Source organism: Vicinamibacterales bacterium (genome assembly GCA_036012125.1).
In the GTDB taxonomy this organism is placed as follows: domain Bacteria; phylum Acidobacteriota; class Vicinamibacteria; order Vicinamibacterales; family UBA823; genus UBA11600.
Genome location: DASCOS010000013.1, coordinates 201313 through 221241, shown reverse-complemented (window position 1 = coordinate 221241; position 19929 = coordinate 201313). Strand labels below are relative to the sequence as shown.

Sequence of the window (19929 nt, the reverse complement as noted above, 5' to 3'; positions counted from 1 at the left end):
CAGTTTAGGCTCCATGACATTTCTTATATTTCTTGCCACTGCCGCAGGGACATGGAGCGTTACGTCCCACTTTTGGCATTTCACGGCGTATCGTACTGACGGCGGCGTCATCGCCTCCAGTTCTGGCTGGGCGTGGTTGTTGCCGCCCCGCATTTGTAAATGTTGAGGCGCCCTCACTAGGGTTATTGAAGACTAAGTCCGCTGTTTGCTTTGTTTGCGATTTCCTGGATACATCGGCACTTGGGTCTCTGATTATTGGACGAAGGCGCCAAAGATACTTAACAGTCTCCTCGTCAATTCGCTCTTTCATTGCCTGAAAGAGGGCAAAGCTTTCGCGCTTGTATTCGACGAGGGGATTTCGTTGGCCGTAACCTCTAAGGCCGATTCCTTCTTTAAGATGATCTAGGCCATATAGGTGATCTTTCCACTGCGAATCCACAATCTGGAGCATCACATCTCGTTCAATGCGCCTTAACACCTCAGACCCTACTTCGGATTCCTTTTCTTGGTATTTTGACTTGGCCAAGGTCCAGAGCGCCTCATGGATTTCCTCGGCGCCTGAGCTATCGAAATCTACAGCTGAGAGGTCTTCAATGCCGAGGCCGAACAGTTCCCCGGTACTTAGCTTAAGTGCTTCAATGTCCCACTCGTCTGGGTCAATATCATCTCCACAGTAGGTGGCTACGCAGGAGTCAAGTGCTTCTTCGCCTAAAGTGAGAAGGTATTGTTGTGTGTCAACGATGTCATCTTTAGCAAGGTGAATCCTATTTTCTAGGAGCTCGCATCGTAGTGAGTAGACGTTTTCTCGTTGCTTGTTCATTACGTCGTCATACTCAAGCAAGTGTTTCCTGACTGAAAAATGTTGCGCCTCTACCTGGCGTTGTGCCCGCTCAATTGCCTTGGTGACCATTTTGTGTTCTATTGGAACACCATCCTCCATTCCTAATTTCTGCATTAGCCCTGAAATTCTGTCGGAACCAAAGATTCTCATCAAATCATCTTCTAGAGAAAGATAGAATCTTGACGACCCCGGGTCGCCTTGGCGCCCCGCTCTACCTCGCAGCTGATTATCGATACGTCGAGCCTCATGCCGCTCTGTGGCGAGGATGTGCAGTCCTCCAGCTGTGACGACTGAGGCGTGATCAATTTTTGTCTGCTCCTGAAATTTGGTGAGGCGCGGTTCCCAAAGTGTTCGTGGAACTTGATAGAAGCTGTCTAGATGATTAAAGTGAATCAAATCGGTATTGTCGGGTAATTCCTCTTCTCCCTTCGGAAGACGGTTAGCCACATCGTCAGCTAAACACTGTTGACGTGCCATAAACTCAGGGTTTCCGCCTAGTAGGATGTCAGTGCCACGGCCGGCCATATTGGTTGCGATGGTGACGGTGCCAGGACGTCCAGCTTGGGCTACAATTTCAGCCTCCTTGGCATGATATTTCGCGTTTAACACGACATGTTGCACGCCACGTCTTTTCAACAGTGAGGATAACTTTTCAGATTTTTCTATCGACACAGTTCCAACCAGCACCGGTCGTCCAGCGGCCTGTTGTTGAATGATGTCCTCAACGATGGCATTAAACTTCTCGTGCTCGGTACGATAAATAGTGTCGGGTTCCTCTCGCCGCAGAAGGGTGCGGTTGGTTGGAATTACCGCCACGTCAAGTTTGTAGATCTTTCCAAATTCGGTGGCTTCGGTATCAGCCGTTCCTGTCATTCCCGCAAGCTTCTTATACTTACGGAAGTAATTCTGGAAGGTCACTGTCGCAAGAGTCTGATTCTCCCGCTCGATTTTGACCTTTTCTTTAGCCTCTACGGATTGATGAAGACCGTCTGACCACCGTCGTCCGGGCATTAAACGTCCGGTAAATTCATCAACGATGACGACCTGACCCTCCTTGATCATGTAATCAACGTCCCGCTTGAAAAGAGAGTGAGCACGAAGGGACTGATTAATGTGATGCAGAAGTGGCATGTTGGCTGGGTCGTAGAGTCCTCCAGGACTCATTCGGTGGGCCAAAAGCTTCTCTGCTTTGGCCATTCCACTCTCCGTTAAAGTCACAGTTTTATGTTTTTCGTCGACGAGAAAGTCTCCGGTTTCCTCGAGGGCCTCACGGTCTTCCGACTTGACGTTTCCTTGGGTAACGGCGCCGGGCTTCAGCTTCGGGATGATCCGGTCGACTTCGTGATAAAGCTCGGTAGATTGTTCAGCAGGGCCTGAAATAATGAGCGGGGTTCTAGCTTCGTCAATGAGAATGCTGTCAACCTCATCTACAATTGCGTAATTGTGGCCCCGCTGAACGTACTGTGACAACTCAAACTTCATGTTGTCGCGAAGATAATCAAATCCGAACTCGTTGTTAGTTCCGTATGTGATGTCGTATTTATAAGCCGCTTGGCGCTCTGAATCCTTTAGGCTGTGTTGGATCACCCCAACGCTCATGCCGAGGAATCGGTAAACTCGACCCATCCATTCCGAGTCTCGCCGTGCGAGATAATCGTTCACGGTGACGACATGCACCCCTTCGCCAGAGAGGGCGTTAAGATAGGCTGGCAAAGTGGCGACTAGGGTCTTGCCTTCGCCCGTTTTCATTTCCGCAATTGTGCCGCGGTGGAGAAGTATTCCGCCGATTAGTTGGACATCGAAGTGCCGCATCTCTAGGATTCTGCGGCTTGCTTCTCGGACAGTCGCAAAGACCTCTGGAAGAAGATCGTCGAGAGTTTCGTTCTGTCTAAGGCGTTTTCGAAATTCGGCAGTCCTACTTCTTAGTTCGTCATTACTAAGACTCTGGACATGGGTTTCAGACTCATTTATTGCAGAGACGATCGGGCGGAGCCGCTTGAGCTCTCGATCGTTTCTTGTGCCGAAGACTTTTGCTAAGAGGGCGTCGAACATGCGCGATTCGGAACCGGCACAGAGAGGCCCGTCACGATTCGGATATTCGATCGATTCTATTTGAGGAATCCAATTCCGTCAAGAAGGATGAACACGGTGGGCCCTGTATCGAAAAAAAACGGAAAAACCTAACTAGTTTGTTGCGAGGTGTTCAGACGGGGAGAGGAAGCGGTAAGGGTTAATCGGTCGACCGTCTGCCCAAATCTCGTAGTGCACGTGTGAGCCAGTGGAGCGGCCCGTCGAGCCAACATAACCGATTAGGTCACCTTGGGAGACTTGGTCGCCAGCGCCGACGGTAAAGCCTGAGAGGTGGCCGTACCGCGTGGCCAGGCCAAAGCCGTGATCGATGACAATAAGCTTACCAAGGTTCCCCGTTGGCTTTGCAGACACTACGCGACCAGCTGCGGTGGCCAGGACCTTTTGCCCGTGAGGGGTTGATATGTCGACAGCCCGATGAAAGGTTCGGATCCCGGTGAAGGGATCAATCCGGTATCCATAGGCGCCCGAGAGGTAACCGTGGGGGTCCGTTGGCCATATCTGTGGAGTCGCACTTGCCAAAGCACTTCGGTTTTCCACGGAGTAACGTATGGTCTGGAGACGATTATCAAGACCTGCAAGCAGGTCTTTTAACATCGTGAAGGTGGCCAGAGGTGACGTGAGTGCCACGGTATATAGTGGATTAGAGGCTATAGCTCCCGCTCCACCGCCGATGGCTCTGGCCTTCAGCTCAGCCGGAAGTTGATTGAGAGCTTCAAGAGCCCGTGGGTTTAGAACTGCCCGTTTGTCGATCTCTGTCACAACTGCTTGAAGTGCCGCAATTTCGCTTCTAAGCGTAGTCGAGGCAGTTCGATAGCCTGAATTTTCAACTTCAAGTGAGCCTAGGTTCGTGTTGAGACGATCGAGCTCAGTAGAGGCCAGCCAGCTGAAACCTAGGCCTAGCAGAATTGGTGTCCCGAGGATTGCCACGAGTAGCCCAATTACCGAGCGAAGGTTTAGCGTAATTCGACGAATTACGCCACTAGAGCGGTCGGCTACAACTACGGTATAGCGATTCTTAAGCATTTTCGGCCCAAAAAGGTCTTTCGAGCCCGTTAAATCCCAGGCAACACTGCGCAGACCTATACAAAACTACCATATTTGCTGGTTAGTCGGAAGCCCTGTCTGGATTGACCGGTTTTCTTGAAAATAGCCCAGCCATCACCGTTTACAAGCTCCAACATGCTTAATTGAAGGATATCGTCGTTAAATATTCCTTACTATAGGGGGAGCGTGGACAAAAAGAGACCGACATAGAATGGCCGACCAGGCGTCTGTGAAAATGTCGCTTGACCATACCGAGATAGCCAGCCTCTAATGGCACAGTAGGTGAGATTGGCTATTTTGAGGATTCTTTTAGAAGAAACTGCTCAACTTAGTTTGATTCCTACATTGGCCATTCTTAATAGATAGAGGACTTGATGGTTCGACTGTTCTGGACGGCACTGGCTTTAGGCGTAGCTGTCTCAGCCTGTACGGTGCCGCAACCTGATCCGATTGCCAGCGTCAAGGTAATGCTGGACCGCAATGCGGCGGTTCTGGGTAGTGTTGTTGGAATGAGCTTCCAATTTTCAATACTAGAAGAGCATGTGGGACTGACGGAAAATTATCGCGTCTTCGTGCACTTCGTCGATGCTGACGGTGAAGTTATGTGGACCGACGATCACAATCCACCGCAGCCGACATCGAATTGGATTCCTGGACAGATAGTCGAGTATGACCGAAAAGTGTTCCTGCCAATGTATCCCTACATCGGCACGGCGACTATTAGGGTCGGATTGTATTCTGCTAGTGGCGGTGAACGCGTTGCTCTGGTTGGTGATGACGACGGTTCTCTTTCTTACAAGGGTGGAACACTCGAGCTTTTGCCACAATCGGAAAATGTGTTTCTTATTTTTCAAGATGGATGGCACGATCTAGAAGTAATGCCTGACGACCATGATATGCAATGGCGATGGACGATGGCTAACGCAACAGTCTCGTTTCGCAATCCACGCAGTGACGTCCTTTTGTATTTAAGAGCCGACGGTCGTCCCGATCTCGTTGGTGGGCCGCAAGGGGTGGTTTTGGAAATTGAAGGGCGCGAGGTTGCACGGTTCTTAATTGAAACTACTCAGGCCGAATTACGGGAAATACCGATTTCCCAAGAGCAATTAGGTGACCAGAACATTGTTGAGCTCGGCATTGTTGTTGACGGTGCGTTTATTCCCGCTGAGCGGGTGGAAGCCGACAACGGCGACACCAGAGAGCTTGGTATTCGCGTGTTTGACATCCTCGTTGATGCACATGGCTAGTGCCCATTCGTCAGTTCTATCCTTCGGTTCTTGTCCATCCGCGTCGAGAAAGACGGTAGTGAATGAACAGGCTAGAAGCCAGTGCGCAAACTGCATATGGTGTAGCGGCAAACGTTGAGCGGAATAGGAGCGCACCTATGCCGAAGAGCGTGCTATAGACCAGTGAACATCCGGCAACCCAATCGACAAGGGCTATTGCGATCGACTCAGGTGGTGGCTCCCCGGACAAGCGAGCTATACGCCTCCAGCCCGGTCCGCCGGGTCTTACTCGTCGATAGAACTTGATGAGGTGATCCAAAGGTTCCGCTGGCGTCAGAAAGGTAATTACCAACCAGCACACTGTGGTCCAAGAGACGAGATAGAGCAATGTGGATGGAAATGCGACCTCAGTGAATAATTTGAGATAAACAAATCCTGCAACCGAGGCGATAAGGGCGGCAATCTCAGACCACGCGTTTACCCGCCACCAATACCATCGGAGAATCAACACTAAGCCAATTCCTGCCCCGGACTCCAGAATGAACTCCCAGGCCTGTCGGATGCTTTCGAGATAAAACGTGGCGACTCCCCCTAGAAGCATAAGGAGTAGCGTGGTTAATCGCGATGCTCTTACGTAGTGGCCTTGAGTTGCTTGGGTTCGAAAAAATCGCATATAGAAATCATTTATTATGTAGGAGCACCCCCAATTTAGTTGAGTGCCAATCGTCGACATGTATGCTGCAAAGAAGGCTGCCAATAGAAGCCCTCGCCAGCCTTCCGGAAGGTGGTCGCGAAGGGCCATTACATAAGCAGCCTCCCGGTCTATTGCCGTTGGATAGAGAACGACTGAGGCGAGACCAACTATAATCCATGGCCAGGGGCGAACACAGTAATGTGCAATTGTGAACCACAAGGTTGCGAGTAGCGAATGCCGTTCATCTTTAGACGACATCATTCGTTGTGCGATGTACCCGCCCCCACTCGCTTCTTGACCAGGGTACCAGCTTGCCCACCACTGAACACCCACGAATGCGATGAAGGTGGTCAATGGAAGAGTGAAAGCATCACTAGCGGCTGCGTTTCCACCAACCGTTGGCAGGAACTGGAAGGTTGACTCTGGGAGGGCCTCAAGAAGACCGTTGATTCCACCGACTGTAGGGGTGTGGAGTACGAACCAGGCTAATACGATCGTTCCGATCATCGCGAGACTGAATTGTACGAAGTCTCCTACGACGACGCCCCACAGTCCAGAAATTGAGGAATATGCGCCCGTGAAGGCTAGGCTAACGAGTACCGCAGTTAAGCGGTTCCATCCCATTGTGACGAGCAAAATCTTCGCCATGGCCAAATTCACCCAACCCATAATGAGGAGGTTAATCGGCAAGCCAAGATAGAGCGCACGAAACCCACGCAGAAAGGCCGCTGGTCGACCAGAGTATCTCAACTCAACAAACTCTACGTCGGTCAGGATGCCTGCTCGACGCCAGAGGCGAGAAAATAGAAACACTGCCAGCATGCTACCGAGAGCGGCGTTCCACCAGATCCAATTTCCTGCGATTCCATTGTTTGCAACAAGCCCGGCAACGACAAGTGGAGTGTCGGCGGCAAATGTCGTTGCCACCATCGATGTTCCGGCTAGCCACCACGGTAGAGAGCGTCCTGAGAGGAAGTAATGGCCGATACTACTGCCGGCGCGGTGGTAATAGGTGACCCCAATGGCGATCACGAAGGCAAAATAGCCTGCAATAACTATCCAATCGAGGAGGGTTAGAGTCATGAAATTTTAATCAATCACCCCGAAAGCACGTATTGCGGCATTGTGCAGCTCCGGTCGGAATCGTTGCATTGCGTTACTGTCTGCAGTTTGATGCACTCGATTGGTTAGGCACGCAATGTACAGATCAATCTCCGGGTCAATCCAAAGTGAAGTGCCGGTGAATCCAGTATGACCAATTGCTGATTTAGAGAAGCGGCTGCCACAGGATGAGGTTGGGAGCATCGTGTCCCACCCAAGAGCGCGAGAACTATTGGGAATATTTGTTTTTCGAGTAAATGTTTGCAGGGTTGCAGGAGATACCAGGGTTTGACCCCCTCGAAAATCACCTAAGATAACTCTAGCAAAACGACCGACTGCTGATGTTGAGCCAAAGAGTCCAGTGTGTCCAGCCACGCCTCCCAGGGTCCATCCATTGTTATCGTGAACCTCACCCACCAGACAGCGCCCTCTTAGCGGGTTATCGCCCGTGGGCGCCGTACGCTTTTTCCAGCGGTTAGGTGGCAGGAACTGTAAATCATCCATGCCGGACGATTCGGCCATATTCCGAAACTGATCATCTAGGCTCATGTTGGTAAGGCCTTCGATCAAGAATCCGAGCAAGATGAAGCCTAGGTCGCTATACACGGATTCGGAACGAGGAGCATATTGAAGTGGCAGGCGACAAAGTGTCTCCTTATATTGCTGAGGGTCGACCCTCTCTTGAAACAATGGCAAATACGCTTGCAGGCCAGATGTGTGTGCCAGTAGATCCTCAATTGTTACCAGTTCACGGTCGGCGCCGCACCAGCTTCTCAGATGTTGAGTGACGTAATCACTTAAAGCCCATCGCCTAGCATCAACGTGTTGCATGGCAAGGGTGGTTGTGGCGATGACCTTTGTGAGAGAGGCTAGGTCGAAGATAGTGTTGTGGTCCGCAGCAGTTGATTTGCGGTCATAGCTTAAGTGTCCAAAGGCGCCTCGCCAGAGGATATCTTCTGTTCGGCCAATCTCAAGACAGGCGCACGGAAATATTTTTTTAGAAATGGCGCGCTCGATGATCTCAGCTACGCTATTGAAGTTCACGCCGTAACACTCCAGGGCCATCGACCGCTAGCTGCGCGATCCAGGCTGCGCCGATTGTGGTGAGCGAACCGATCAGGACGTACCATTGCCAAGACACTACAAACAAATTGAGCGCGGTGGATGTTCGCAAGGTCGTCATGAAAATTATACCTGCGACGATGCCAATAAACACTGAACGCGATTGAATTCTAGTGGTAAAGGTTGCGAGAAAGAATGTTCCCAATAGAACGCCATTTGTGAACGATGCGATGCCGAGCACTTCGTCAACTACGCGAGTTGAGAGCTCGATTGCAAGAATGGCGACAGAGAGTTGAACGATTCCCCAACCAATAGTTGTCCATCGTGAAACTTTTAGGTAGTGCTCTTCGGATCGAGCGTGGCGAGTATAGGGCATGTAGAAATCCGCGATGAAGGCTGCAGACGAAGAGTTGAGTGAAGAGGACAATGTGGACATTGCAGCTGCAAAAATTGCGGCAAGAAGAAGTCCGAGAATTCCTACCGGTAAATGGGTCACCATGAAGTAGGGGAGAATTCGGTCGGTCTGGACCTGCCCCTCCAAGGTGAACGTGGAAATGTCTGCTGGAGCATAGTTGGTGTAATACACCCAGAGCATTACACCAATAACCAGAAAGAGGATGAACTGTAGGAACACGAAGAGCCCACTGATCATTAGGGCTGTGCTGGCATTGCGGGGTGTCCGGCTACAGAGGTAACGCTGGACCATTAGTTGGTCAGTTCCGTGCGTGGCGGTTGTAAGAAAAGCCCCGCCAATGACACCGGACCAGAAGGTGTAATCCTTTGAAAGGCTAAGGGTGAAATCAAAGACTCTAAACTTATCAGCGCCAGTTGCTACTTGAGCCACTTCGGTCCATCCCCCGGGAATCAAGTTGAGCAAGACGATTGATATTAAGCCCGCGCCAATTAGATAGATCGCTAGTTGTATGACATCTGTCCAGATTACCGCGGCCATGCCTCCTAGGAAGGTGTAGACCACTGTCACGGCGGCAATAAGGAGAAGGGAGAACAGCAGTGGTCCCGTGTCTACTCCAAGCCCTGGTATCGTTTCTTGAAAAAAGTTTTGCACGGAGGAGGTGTTTAAGAGCAAGGCAGCCAGTACAAGGCCTGTGGCAAAAAGTCGAAAACCATCGGCGAGGCTTCTGGTTAAAAGGAAAAGCGCGGATGTTAGTCGTCTGACGTTCTCACCAAAGCGTAGGCCGAGGATTTGGTAGACAGTCAAAACCTCGGCGCGAAAATATGTGGGCATTAAGAAAAGTACGATAGCTAGTCGGCCAAAGAGGTAGCCGATAACGAGTTGGAGGAAAGATAGGTCTGCTCCGTATGCGAAACCAGGCACACTGATGAGGCTTACTGTGCTCGTTTCTGTCGCGACAATTGATCCCATAACCGCCCACCAAGGAATTTGGCGATCAGTAATGAAATAGTCGCGGATGTTGCGTTGCGATCGTGAGAAGTAGGCGCCGAAGAAGAGGAGGCTGACTATATAACCCGTTAGGACGATGAAATCCAGTGAACGCATTGAGGGTCGTCCGCGTGATACTCGTAGAACCGTTTAACCCGAAGGCGGCAGGGTTCTATAGTGGGCCGGGCGTAAGGGCGCTTATGAGGAAGGCTTCCTTGGCGATCTGCTCCAAATAGTCCATCTCGTGCAGCGCTGGGTCGGTCAAGCTTTCGTATGAAAAGAGTGCAACTCCATCGGCGTGTTGACGCCTAGCCGCTTCGATATTGGCAAGAGTTTGTCCTACTGAAAGGCGATGGGAGCCGATTCCAGCCCAGACTTTGCTCGAGGTCGCTATTTTTCGAACCGCAGCAATTTGTTTCTCGAATAGGCCTGCGTTTTGGGTATAGGCTCTTGGGCAACCTACGTCCAGTAAGCCGGAGTCTAGCCATGTATGCCAATCTTGGAATTGATGATTGAATGCGTCGTTCTGTTCGGGAATCAGGGCCGCACTGAACACTGCTTCCGGTAGATGTTCCTTGACGGTCGTACGAAGCCGCATCAGTAATGACGTTAGTCGTGAACGACGGAGGGAAGCCCAGCGTTCTGGATAATGGTCGGCATAGAGTGGTTCGGCAATATCAACACTAAGCCGTTTAGCTCCAGCGGATGATGCTTTGACGTTTGCGCGAAGCTCCATCATCGCGGTTCGACTGTAATCAAAAGTCTCGTCCGGATAGTAAAGTGAATCGAGATGAACGCCATCCAGCTGGTAGCGGCTAACAAGGTTAGCCAGCATCTTTGCGGAATAGCTCGCAGCTTCAGTGGTTAAGGGTGAAAGAAAAAGCCCATCAACCGTATCAGAATGCTCTCGGGTCCAGCGCGAGAGAGTGCCGAGGTAGGCGGGATTCTCCGGTTCAAGCTTTGCCAATTCTTTAGACAGGCTTCGAGGAATCATTAACCACTCGGGATGGCGATACACGATATGGTCTCTCGAGGAGGGTAGGTTATTAGCGTCTGCAACAAGGTTGACATTTACCGAGGCGTGCACTCTTAGTTCTGCAGCGTGCGCTGAAGTAATTAGCGCCTTAAGGGGATCGAAGTGTGATGCTTGAGGTTGCAGTCCTATGACACCAAGCCTCTGGTCGACTATTCCATTCGCTTCGCTGTGTCCACGCACCTCGACCAACAGAGTGTTGAATCCATATTTGCGTGCCGCGCTGACCACCGCTATGACAGAGGATGCCGAATTGAGCGAACGGTCGACGACCCAAAGGGCCCGAACCTCATCCGGCAACTGCGATCCTGCCGCCGGCACGATAAGCAGGACGGTTAGGACGACAGCAAGGGCGGTATAGGCTCTGCCTAGTCTCATTACAATATTTATCGGTGCGAAAGAAAACGACTGTAGCAAGGGGCCCGCGGGGGTGTCAACGAGTACGTCACCTGCCTAGAGGAGAGAACGCAGTCGGTCCTCCAGGTCCTCATTGATGGCCTTTCGTATTGACCCGCCAGCTCCCTTTAGCCTTCGCATCGCCTTTGTATATGACTCTCCGGTTTTTCGCATGACGATGGCCGCCTTAATGTTCCATCGAGCACGACCCAGAAGGGCATCTGCTTGGTCGTACTCCATATCGGTCACTAATGCTAGAATTCGGCGCGCTCGATCACGATGCTTTTGTGAAGTTCCCTGAACGTCCACCATGAGGTTCCCATATGTCTTACCAAGCTTCACCATTGGGATGGTCGTAAGCATATTCAGAACCATTTTCGTCGCGCTGGCAGCCTTTAGCCGTGTCGACCCAGCAATGACCTCTGGGCCAACGGCTGGCGCAATTGTAACGTCGACATACGTCTGTAATTCAGTGCCGGGCCAGCAGGTAACAAAAATTGTTTTCGCTCCTGCTTTACGAGCTCGCGTGAGGCCACCGCGAACAAAAGGGGTCATCCCGCTTGCTGAAATGCCGACTATTACGTCACGCTTAGTTGGTTGAATTCGCGATACAGCTCGGAGGCCACCCTCGTAGCGGTCATCGAGTTCCTCCCTTGATTGAAAGAAAGCAGTGCGCCCTCCAGCCATGATGGCCTGCACCAAGTTTGACGAGGTGCCAAACGTCGGTAACATTTCTGCGGCCTCAAGGACTCCAAGGCGGCCACTCGTGCCGGCACCGACGAACACCAGTCTCCCCCCTTTAGCCAGAGACTCGGCGATGAGGTCTGTCGAAATTGTAATGCGTTCGCGCTCGCGATTAATAGCGCTCACAACCTTACGATCTTCGGCAATCATAAGGTCTACAATGTCAGCGCTCGAGGCTTTATCGATGGCCAGACTAGCTGGGTTGATTGCTTCGGTCGGCAGGTCTTTCCATTTCGAACTAGAGCTCATTGCAGTTAGTGGTTCCGAAAGCGCCGAATGCTACCGTCAACTCCAGATGCTGTCAATTATGTTAGGTCAAGTGACATCTTAAGTTGTACGGCCCTGCGTGTTAGGCTGAGACCATGCTTCGAGGTGCCGCCAATATGCTGACCGCGACGAAAGCTTGCGCTGTCCTTGCGATCGCCTCTCTGGTCGCAACTTTGTTCATTTCCTGCGTTGGCCAGAGCTCGGGCATTGGATCGCCTCAGTCAAACTCAAACCCTCCAAACCTGATTTACATTCTAGCGGATGACTTGGGTTACGGCGATCTTGGACGTAACGGCCAAAGGTTAATAAATACCCCTGTAACGTCTCACTCCCATGACCCGTCAGAGTTGTTCCCATTTCCTGGCGAAAAGCCGTAAGGAGTATTCCGGTGGCCGAACGTACCCATTCATCGTCAAGGACCAGCCGGCGTAAGTTTCTCAAAGGAATGGCTGGCGGAGTTGCTGTTTCCGCTGTTGGGTTAGAGGACCGGTCTTTAATGGGACTGTCGAGGTATCACCCTAACGGTTGGCAAGCTCGAGAGGCCGGATGGGAGGCGGTTTTTTCGCCCCCGCCAGAGATCGCAAGGCCTTGGCTTGGTGCGGGATTATGGGCCAATCGGCTGCAAGATTGGCGTTTATCTGACAGTCGACTTGAGTGTCTAGCCGGCGGACCAAATGATTTGGGTCGGACTGTGGCGCTTCTTACCCACGAGGTTTCTCCTGGTAGAACTTCCGCACATTTTCGTGTGCGGAGTGGAGCCCTCGAATTGAGCGATCGTGGTGGCTTTGGGGGTTATCTCGTCGGCGTCGGTGGTGGATTATTAGATTACCGGGCATCTGCTTTGGCTCAGAAGGCCTCAGGTGAGGGTGGGGGATTCTGGTGTGGATACGAAGCGGATGGTCAGATTCGGTTTCGGGACCATACGGCTGAGTTCGACCCCTTAGGTTACAGGCCACTTGAAGCTGAAACGATCGAGACAGAGAGGTCAAGTTTTCGTAACCTCAGTGACGAGGTCATCCTTCAACTCGACATTGAACCTAGCGGGACTAGCATGTTCGACGTCAGACTTGTGGCATTAGATGTCGTGACAGGTGAAATTCGAGCTGGTGCGGTGCGCAAGGGCCTTAGGGAACAGGACGTTGTGGGTGGCGTGGCGCTGGTCTCTTCACCGCTGCCGGGAGGGCGCGCACGTTTTTGGTTTGCGGATCTATTGAGCGGGGGAGACAAGATAATCGTACGGCGTGAGCGTGCTGAAGGTCCAATTCTCGGGACGATGTACTCGCTAAATCGGGATATTTTAAAGTTGTCGGCGCAGTTGATGCCGCTTGGTGACATGGAGCCACGGACGGTTCGGTTGGAGGTGCGCGTTGACGGAGATCAGTGGCGTGAGATGGCACGGAGTCCCTGGGGAGTTGGCTATACAGCGCAATTTCGGGTTAATGCTTGGGACGCTTCGCAAGCTTGGGATTATCGGGTCCGGTACCGCGACCGGGAGGGGCTCGAACACGAGCATAGCGGCATCGTGCAGAAGGACCCAAAGGACGAAGCCGGCTTCACGCTCGCCCACATGAGTTGTGTGATGCCAACGGCGCGTGGCCTGGATGGGGGCACCGGAGAAGCCGAGCTCCCAGTGGCTGAGCCGTTGGGACGGTACACGTCGAAGAATTTACACTTCCCGCATACTGAACTAGTCGGGCACATAGCGAGTCACGAACCTGAGTTGCTGGTGTGTGCTGGGGACCAGATCTACGAAGACAATCCGACACCTGCTGATGCCTCAGACAGTCCGACGCTTGACTACCTCTACAAGTGGTATCTGTGGGTTTGGGCATTTCGTGATCTGACGCGGTCGACACCGACGATTTTGCAGACCGACGACCACGACGTGTATCAGGGTAATCTGTGGGGCAATAGCGGTCGCGAAGCGCCGATGGAAGTTGTTGACGTTGACGGCCGTGCGGTCCGGGTGCGAGATCAAAATCGCGGTGGCTACGTTTGTAGTGCTGAGTTCGTCAATATGGTCGAACGGACTCAATGTGGACATAATCCGGACCCTTACGATTCCACCTCCGTGGAGCAGGGAATCGGGGTCTACTATGGGGCGTTTAAATTCGGCGGAATCGGGTTTGCAGTCCTGGAGGACCGAAAATTCAAGACGGCGCCGATTCAGGGCGCGGACCTGGACACACATGAAGCCCAGTTGCTTGGCCCACGGCAGGAAGCGTTTCTTGAGACCTGGGGCCAGGACAACGAAGGGGTCGATGGGCGGATCTGTCTAACCCAAACTCTCTTGGCGTGTCTTCAGACGAGCCCACGGGGGCGAACGCTGCTTGACTGGGATGCTAACGGTCATCCGAAACTGCAGCGCGATCGAGCAATTGCACTTCTGCGTGATGCTGAGGCCCTTGTTCTCGGGGGCGACCAACATTTAGCGTCGGTGGTTCGGCATGGGCTTGATTCACATACAGACGGCGTGATGCAATTCACGGTTCCCGCGGGCGTGTCGTTTTGGCAACGCTGGTTCGAACCAGCGCGCGACTTACCGAATCGGAGCAGAGAGCCCCACACCGGTGATTTTGTCGACGCGTTCGGCAATCCTTTACGGGTGCATGCAATAGCCAATCCGAAGATTACGTTCGCCTACTATCGGCGATTTAAGGGTGGGCGGGGCCAGGGGCTAGGTGATGCGCGCCTCAAGAGCGAGGGTTATGGGATCGTAAGGGTGCGCCGTGCGGCGCGGGAGTATGTGATTGAGTGCTGGCCACGTGCGGTAGATCCCGCGCAGGAAGGGGCTCGGCAGTTCCCTGGTTGGCCCGTTACGCTTCCGTTTGATGAGTGTGACGGCCGCGCTCTAGACGCTGAGGCGTAGCACCTATCGCGGTTCGCTAAGGTTATCGATGGGCCCGGGCCTTTTCTTCGAGCTTCACCGTGCACAATACGGTGTCTCAGGCCTTATTGGTTGACGACATTTGTTCCAGCGCTAGCAATAGCGCGTGGGTCCCGTGTTGGCCGTATCCTTGGGCTTGAACGGCTATGTAGAGCTGGTGGACGAGTGCCAAGCCGGGCAGTGTGATGCCCATCGCCTTCGCCTCGCCAAGGGCGATGCCCATATCCTTGACGAAATGATCAACGTAGAACCCTGGGTCGAAATTACGCTTGAGCATACGGGGAGCGAGATTATCAAGCGTCCAGCATGCTGCGGCGCCACTCCCGATAGCCTTAAGCATTGTTTCGAGATTGAGACCAGCCTTGTAACCGTATAAAAGGCTTTCGCATACGCCGATCATTGTTCCTGCGATTACGATTTGGTTGCACATCTTCGCGTGTTGGCCGCTACCGGGGCCTCCTTGGTAAACGATATGCTTGCCAAGTGTTTCGAAGATGGGCATCACTACATCTACCACTTCCCGTTCGCCGCCGACCATGATTGACAGGGTAGCGTTCTTGGCGCCAACATCACCACCTGATACTGGAGCATCAACTGTAGCGACTCGAGACTGACTAGCCGCCTTTGCAATTCTTTGTGCGAGACTTGGCGTCGTCGTAGTCATGTCAATGAAGATTGAGTTTGCCTGGGCTCCAGCGAGGAGGCCATTTTTTCCAAGGTAAACGGCATCTACGTCTGGAGGAAAGCCCACGATCGTGACTACGATGCTTGATTTCTCTGCAACCTCTTGGGGCGAGCCCGCCCAAGTCGCACCAGAATCAATGAGCGGCTGAGCCTTTTCCTTTGTTCGCGAGTACACTGTCACTGGGTGCCCTTTGGCTAACACATGGCTGCACATTGATAGGCCCATTACACCAGTGCCGACCCAGCCGATCGAAGAGTCCGTAGATATTGGTCCATGGATGGAGTGGGGGGAAGTAGTCATGCGCTACAGGAGAGTCGAAGGCCTTATCGATGTCAAGCTTAGTATTGGTGTTTGACTTGAGAGGCATCACGCGAAACAATGGTGAAACTATTGGTTGATGGCTCGGTTGATCAGGGTTTACCAATGATTTTGAGCTATTTCCGTTTCATCACATCGGCCCTAATTTTAGTTCGGTGGCCCGGAGAGCTCACCGCGGAACCGACTGCCTGGACTAGGGGCAGCACGACCCGTATGCCGATGCGGTTCTGCTGGATGATGTAGCCAAGAATTTAAGAGCACCTCTCAAGCTTAAGGCCATCATCCCGGAGAGGGAGATGGCCTTTTTTTGTAGGTCGAGAAGCGATACATGCTGAAGGCGACTCAATGAAGGTGATACGGGTAGCTATTCTTGGATTTGGCACCGTCGGTCAATCGGTGGCAAGAATACTTGTCTCTGGAAAGACAGGCCTTGAGTTAACGTGCGTGTTCAATCGTAAAGTCGAACGGAAACAGGTTGAATGGATGCCGAACACAGTTGATTGGACCGAAAACATTGACGAGGTGTTTACGTCGGACGTTGATGTGGTCGTTGAGCTGCTTGGAGGCCTCGAACCAGCAGGATCCTGGATACAGAGAGCGCTGATGGAGGGAAAGCCAGTTGTTACGGCCAACAAGCAGGTGATAGCCAACGACGGGGCCAGGCTTTCTGAGTTGGCGGCTGTTAAGGGAGCATGTCTGAAATTTGAGGCGGCAGTCGCCGGCGTCGTGCCGATTATTTCCAGCATCAAAAATGGCTTGGCTGCCGATAACCTGAATAGGGTAAGAGGTGTTCTTAATGGCACCTGTAACTTTCTACTAACAAAGATGGGTGCTTCGGATGCCTCGTTTGACGAGGTTCTTGCTGATGCTCAGGAGAGAGGTTTCGCTGAAGCTGACCCGTCGGCTGATTTAGATGGATTTGATGCTCAAGCGAAGCTCTCGATTCTTTCGGCTGTTGGACTGAGCCGCCCGATTAATCCTCATGAGATTGTTTGTCGGTCGATTCGAGGTGTCAGTCGCACGGATTTTGAAGCGGCGGCCCTGCTTGGATGCGGGATTCGCCAGGTATCGACGGTCGAGCTTACAGAAGATAGAAATGCTGTACGAGCCGAAGTCAGACCTGCGATGGTGAATCTTGGATCTCGGGTTGCACAGGTATCCGGCAACGAAAACGTGGTGGTTGTGGACGGAAGATACTGTGGCGAGGTTACCTTAATCGGTCAAGGAGCCGGAGGCGACCCCACTGCAGTTGCGATAGTGTCAGACTTGCTAGCAATCGCGTCGGGAGATAGAGCGCCGAATCTGTTTCCATCGGTTGGAGCCAGTTGCCAGGTAGAAGCAATGGGCAAGCGATCGCACTATGTTCGGGTAGCGGGACCGCAATCAGTGGCGGGAATTCTTTCAGACCTTGGCGTGGTGCCCGCCCGGATCCTGGAGGACCGAGATGGGCAAGTTCAATTCGTGACCGATCGATGCACAACCGAAACAATCGAATCGGCGTTGAGGCCTAGTGAGACTACACAGGGTGATAGGGCGGAAAGTGCTGTCGTGCTGCCAGTAATTGATTAGCGGTAAGGATGGACCATGGGTTTTTTTAGAGGATTGGAATGTCATCTCTGTGGGACGCAGTTTCCGGGGGAGGCTCTGTTCGTTTGCGATCAATGCCTGGGACCACTTGAGGCCACGTATGACTATGACCTCATTAAAGAAACCCTGACTCGTGAGTTGATCGCGAGTCGCCCACTAAACCTTTGGCGGTATCGAGAACTATTGCCTATAGAAGGGGAGCCCGTGGCGGGTTTGAATTCCGGGTTTACTCCGCTGATAAAGGCTGATCGATTGGGTTCCGAACTGGGGCTAAAAGAGCTCTACCTCAAGGACGAGTCTGTTAATTATCCCTCTCTCTCCTACAAGGATCGAGTGGTGTCCGTCGCGGCAACGCGCGCTGTAGAACTTGGATTCCGCGTGTTCGCCTGTGCATCGACTGGCAATCTGGGTAATAGCGTTTCGGCGCACGCTGCCAAACTTGGCCTCGAATGCTACGTGTTCATTCCGAACAGTTTGGAGTCGGGAAAAATTTTGGGAACAACGATCGCCAACGCTCATGTCATTGCGATCGACGGCACCTACGATGATGTGAATCGCCTATGCACGCAGATGGCCGATCGAAATGGCTGGGCCTTTGCAAATATCAACATGCGCAGTTATTACGCTGAAGGGGCCAAGACCTTTGCCTTTGAGGTCGCCGAACAACTTAACTGGGCCTTTCCTAGACACGTCGTTTCACCCGTCGCTGGGGGAACACTTTTACCGCGGATAGGCCGAGGGTTCAGGGAGTTAAGGCAGATTGGCTTGGTGGATGCAAGCCTTCCCAAGATTCATGCTGCTCAGGCCGCTGGATGTGCGCCAGTGATCCGCGCCCTCAAGAACGGCGATGAATTCCCAGAACCGGTTAAGCCCGACACGATTGCAAAGTCAATCGCGATCGGAAACCCGGCAGACGGTTTTCAGGTGCTGGAGACGGTGCGAGAGACCGGGGGGTCGGGCGCGATGGTGAGCGATGAGCAGATAGTGGATGCAATTAAGTTATTGGCTCGCACAGAAGGAATTTTTACTGAACCTGCGGGTGGCACGACTCTAGCTGCGACTATTGCTCTCGTTGATCAAGGAGCCATTCCTCGCGATGAGTCAGTAGTCTTGGGGATTACAGGTAACGGCTATAAGACCGCTGATGCTGTGGCTGACCGTCTCACGACGCCAGTTCAGCTAGGAAGGACTCTGAAGGAGTTCGAACAGTATTTGGCGTCACAGCCAACCGAAGAGGCGCGGAAGGCTCCAATCCTCAATCGAGCCTAAGAGGCTTTATGACCGACCAACATCAGTATTCTGAAATCGTTGAAGCCGAGGGTCACCTGATTGATTCGAATCTACTGAATGTCATTTTTGACAAGGTGATCGAGCGGGCTGGCACCTTTGAGGTGCAAAAGTTTTCGATCGGCCGTACCAATGAGGACATGTCTAGGCTGCGCCTCAAGGTTACTGTAGCCAGCGAGACAGCCTTGCAGCAGCTCCTTGAAGATTTTGTCCCGCTGGGCTGCTATCCGTTGCCAGAGCGGGACGCCCTTCTATGCCCTGCACCCTCGGACGGCTGCGTCGCACCCGATTTCTACTCAACAACCAATCTACGCACTCGGATTCGAATGGAAGGGCGTTGGGTCGATGTTGTTGGGCAACGGATGGACGCGGTAATTGTTGTAACCGGAGATAAGGCTGAGTGTCGCAAGTTGAGGGATGTTCAAACTGGCGACAAGATTGTATGTGGCACGGATGGCATTAGGGTGATTCCAGAGTTTCGCGAGCGTGACCGACTTGGTTTTGCGTTCATGACAAATGACATTTCATCCGAAAGGCGGGTCGAAGTTAGCGCTGGAAGGGTCGCAAGTATGATGCGCGAAGTCAAGGCGGCGGGCGGGCGGATTGTTGTGGTTGCGGGCCCACTTACCGTCCACACTGGCGGCGTCGGCTATTTCAGTGAAATTATCCGCTTGGGGTATGTGGACGCAGTGCTGGCAGGAAACGCGTTAGCGGTGCACGACGTAGAACTTGCCATGTTCGGGACCTCTTTGGGAGTGAACCTTGAATCAGGGGCTACGGTTGAAGACGGCCACCGTAATCACATGCGGGCTATTAATGCGATTAATTCGGCGGGCGGCCTGGCGTCGGCGGTTTCTAAGGGCGTGTTGATGTCAGGTGTGATGTATGAGTGCGTGAAGCATGAGGTTAATTATGTCTTGGCGGGGAGTATTCGAGATGACGGACCGCTTCTAGATACAGAAATGGACTTAGCGGTTGCCCAAGAGTTGTATGCGGAACAACTTAAAGATGTGTCGATGGTAGTGATGCTTGCTTCGATGTTACATAGCATTGGGGTCGGAAACATGCTGCCCGCATGGGTGAGGGTAGTTTGTGTTGATATTAATCCGGCAGTTGTTACGAAGTTGGCCGACCGAGGGTCCTCGCAGACAGCCGGAATCGTGACCGACGTGGGACTATTTCTTCAGCAGCTTTCTCGGAGACTTGGTGAGCATGACTCAGTTTCTCGCTTCAATGATGAGGCGGCCACATAGGGCAGTTACAG

Annotated in this window: 13 protein-coding genes; 5 read left to right on the top strand and 8 right to left on the bottom strand. The window is 52.6% G+C overall.

Features of this window, described 5'->3' with window-relative positions; all coding sequences use genetic code 11:
- Positions 1–4: 4 nt before the first annotated feature.
- Both secA and QGH09_06170 read right to left on the bottom strand, forming a co-directional pair.
- A complete protein-coding gene (secA, locus tag QGH09_06175) occupies positions 5–2893 on the bottom strand; it encodes a preprotein translocase subunit SecA (protein ID HJO17767.1) in 2889 nt (962 codons plus the stop codon).
- A 132-nt stretch (positions 2894–3025) separates the two neighbouring features.
- Positions 3026–3955, bottom strand: coding sequence for a M23 family metallopeptidase (locus QGH09_06170; GenBank protein ID HJO17766.1), 930 nt, complete (start codon positions 3953–3955; stop codon positions 3026–3028).
- A 395-nt stretch (positions 3956–4350) separates the two neighbouring features.
- Between QGH09_06170 and QGH09_06165 the strand changes: the two genes are divergently transcribed.
- Positions 4351–5223 carry a hypothetical protein gene (locus QGH09_06165; GenBank protein HJO17765.1) on the top strand — a complete coding sequence of 291 codons (873 nt, stop codon included), beginning with the start codon at positions 4351–4353 and terminating at the stop codon, positions 5221–5223.
- Positions 5224–5239: 16 nt separating this feature from the next.
- Here QGH09_06165 and QGH09_06160 read toward each other — a convergent pair whose 3' ends face one another.
- From QGH09_06160 to murQ, 5 genes are all read right to left on the bottom strand, one after another.
- Positions 5240–6979, bottom strand: coding sequence for a sodium:solute symporter family protein (locus tag QGH09_06160; GenBank protein ID HJO17764.1), 1740 nt, complete (start codon positions 6977–6979; stop codon positions 5240–5242).
- A gap of 6 nt (positions 6980–6985) precedes the next feature.
- Positions 6986–8041: a serine hydrolase domain-containing protein gene (locus QGH09_06155; GenBank protein HJO17763.1), complete on the bottom strand. Its 1056-nt coding sequence runs from the start codon at positions 8039–8041 to the stop codon at positions 6986–6988.
- Positions 8028–9578, bottom strand: a complete 1551-nt coding sequence (locus tag QGH09_06150) for a sodium:solute symporter (protein ID HJO17762.1) — start codon at positions 9576–9578, stop codon at positions 8028–8030. Before QGH09_06150 ends, QGH09_06155 begins: the two co-directional genes overlap by 14 nt.
- Positions 9579–9633: 55 nt before the next feature.
- A complete protein-coding gene (locus QGH09_06145) occupies positions 9634–10872 on the bottom strand; it encodes a family 10 glycosylhydrolase (protein ID HJO17761.1) in 1239 nt (412 codons plus the stop codon).
- A 75-nt stretch (positions 10873–10947) separates the two neighbouring features.
- The gene (murQ, locus tag QGH09_06140) at positions 10948–11883 is read right to left on the bottom strand and encodes an N-acetylmuramic acid 6-phosphate etherase (protein HJO17760.1); all 936 of its coding nucleotides are present in this window, start codon (positions 11881–11883) and stop codon (positions 10948–10950) included.
- A gap of 406 nt (positions 11884–12289) precedes the next feature.
- Here murQ and QGH09_06135 point away from each other — a divergent pair, with 406 nt between their 5' ends.
- Positions 12290–14770, top strand: coding sequence for an alkaline phosphatase D family protein (locus QGH09_06135; GenBank protein HJO17759.1), 2481 nt, complete (start codon positions 12290–12292; stop codon positions 14768–14770).
- A 76-nt stretch (positions 14771–14846) separates the two neighbouring features.
- Here the strand turns inward: QGH09_06135 and QGH09_06130 are convergent, their stop codons facing one another.
- Positions 14847–15773, bottom strand: coding sequence for an NAD(P)-dependent oxidoreductase (locus tag QGH09_06130; protein ID HJO17758.1), 927 nt, complete (start codon positions 15771–15773; stop codon positions 14847–14849).
- A 363-nt stretch (positions 15774–16136) separates the two neighbouring features.
- On the opposite strand from QGH09_06130, the gene QGH09_06125 reads away from it, so the two are divergent.
- From QGH09_06125 to QGH09_06115, 3 genes are read left to right on the top strand one after another with little or no spacing between them, the layout of a single operon-like run.
- On the top strand, positions 16137–17360 hold the full coding sequence (locus QGH09_06125) for a homoserine dehydrogenase (protein ID HJO17757.1): 1224 nt from the start codon (positions 16137–16139) through the stop codon (positions 17358–17360).
- A 15-nt stretch (positions 17361–17375) separates the two neighbouring features.
- The gene (gene thrC, locus QGH09_06120; protein ID HJO17756.1) at positions 17376–18647 is read left to right on the top strand and encodes a threonine synthase; all 1272 of its coding nucleotides are present in this window, start codon (positions 17376–17378) and stop codon (positions 18645–18647) included.
- Between the two features lie 8 nt (positions 18648–18655).
- Positions 18656–19918, top strand: coding sequence for a TIGR00300 family protein (locus QGH09_06115; protein HJO17755.1), 1263 nt, complete (start codon positions 18656–18658; stop codon positions 19916–19918).
- Positions 19919–19929 lie beyond the last annotated feature (11 nt).

What these genes read in the sequence shown, in the direction of transcription:
- thrC (HJO17756.1), top strand. Translation starts at nt 17,376, where the DNA reads ATGGGTTTTTTTAGAGGATTGGAATGTCATCTCTGTGGGACGCAGTTT.
- QGH09_06160 (HJO17764.1), bottom strand. Translation starts at nt 6,979, where the DNA reads ATGACTCTAACCCTCCTCGATTGGATAGTTATTGCAGGCTATTTTGCC.
- murQ (HJO17760.1), bottom strand. Translation starts at nt 11,883, where the DNA reads ATGAGCTCTAGTTCGAAATGGAAAGACCTGCCGACCGAAGCAATCAAC.
- QGH09_06130 (HJO17758.1), bottom strand. Translation starts at nt 15,773, where the DNA reads ATGACTACTTCCCCCCACTCCATCCATGGACCAATATCTACGGACTCT.
- QGH09_06165 (HJO17765.1), top strand. Translation starts at nt 4,351, where the DNA reads ATGGTTCGACTGTTCTGGACGGCACTGGCTTTAGGCGTAGCTGTCTCA.
- QGH09_06145 (HJO17761.1), bottom strand. Translation starts at nt 10,872, where the DNA reads ATGAGACTAGGCAGAGCCTATACCGCCCTTGCTGTCGTCCTAACCGTC.
- secA (HJO17767.1), bottom strand. Translation starts at nt 2,893, where the DNA reads ATGTTCGACGCCCTCTTAGCAAAAGTCTTCGGCACAAGAAACGATCGA.
- QGH09_06115 (HJO17755.1), top strand. Translation starts at nt 18,656, where the DNA reads ATGACCGACCAACATCAGTATTCTGAAATCGTTGAAGCCGAGGGTCAC.
- QGH09_06150 (HJO17762.1), bottom strand. Translation starts at nt 9,578, where the DNA reads ATGCGTTCACTGGATTTCATCGTCCTAACGGGTTATATAGTCAGCCTC.
- QGH09_06170 (HJO17766.1), bottom strand. Translation starts at nt 3,955, where the DNA reads ATGCTTAAGAATCGCTATACCGTAGTTGTAGCCGACCGCTCTAGTGGC.
- QGH09_06125 (HJO17757.1), top strand. Translation starts at nt 16,137, where the DNA reads ATGAAGGTGATACGGGTAGCTATTCTTGGATTTGGCACCGTCGGTCAA.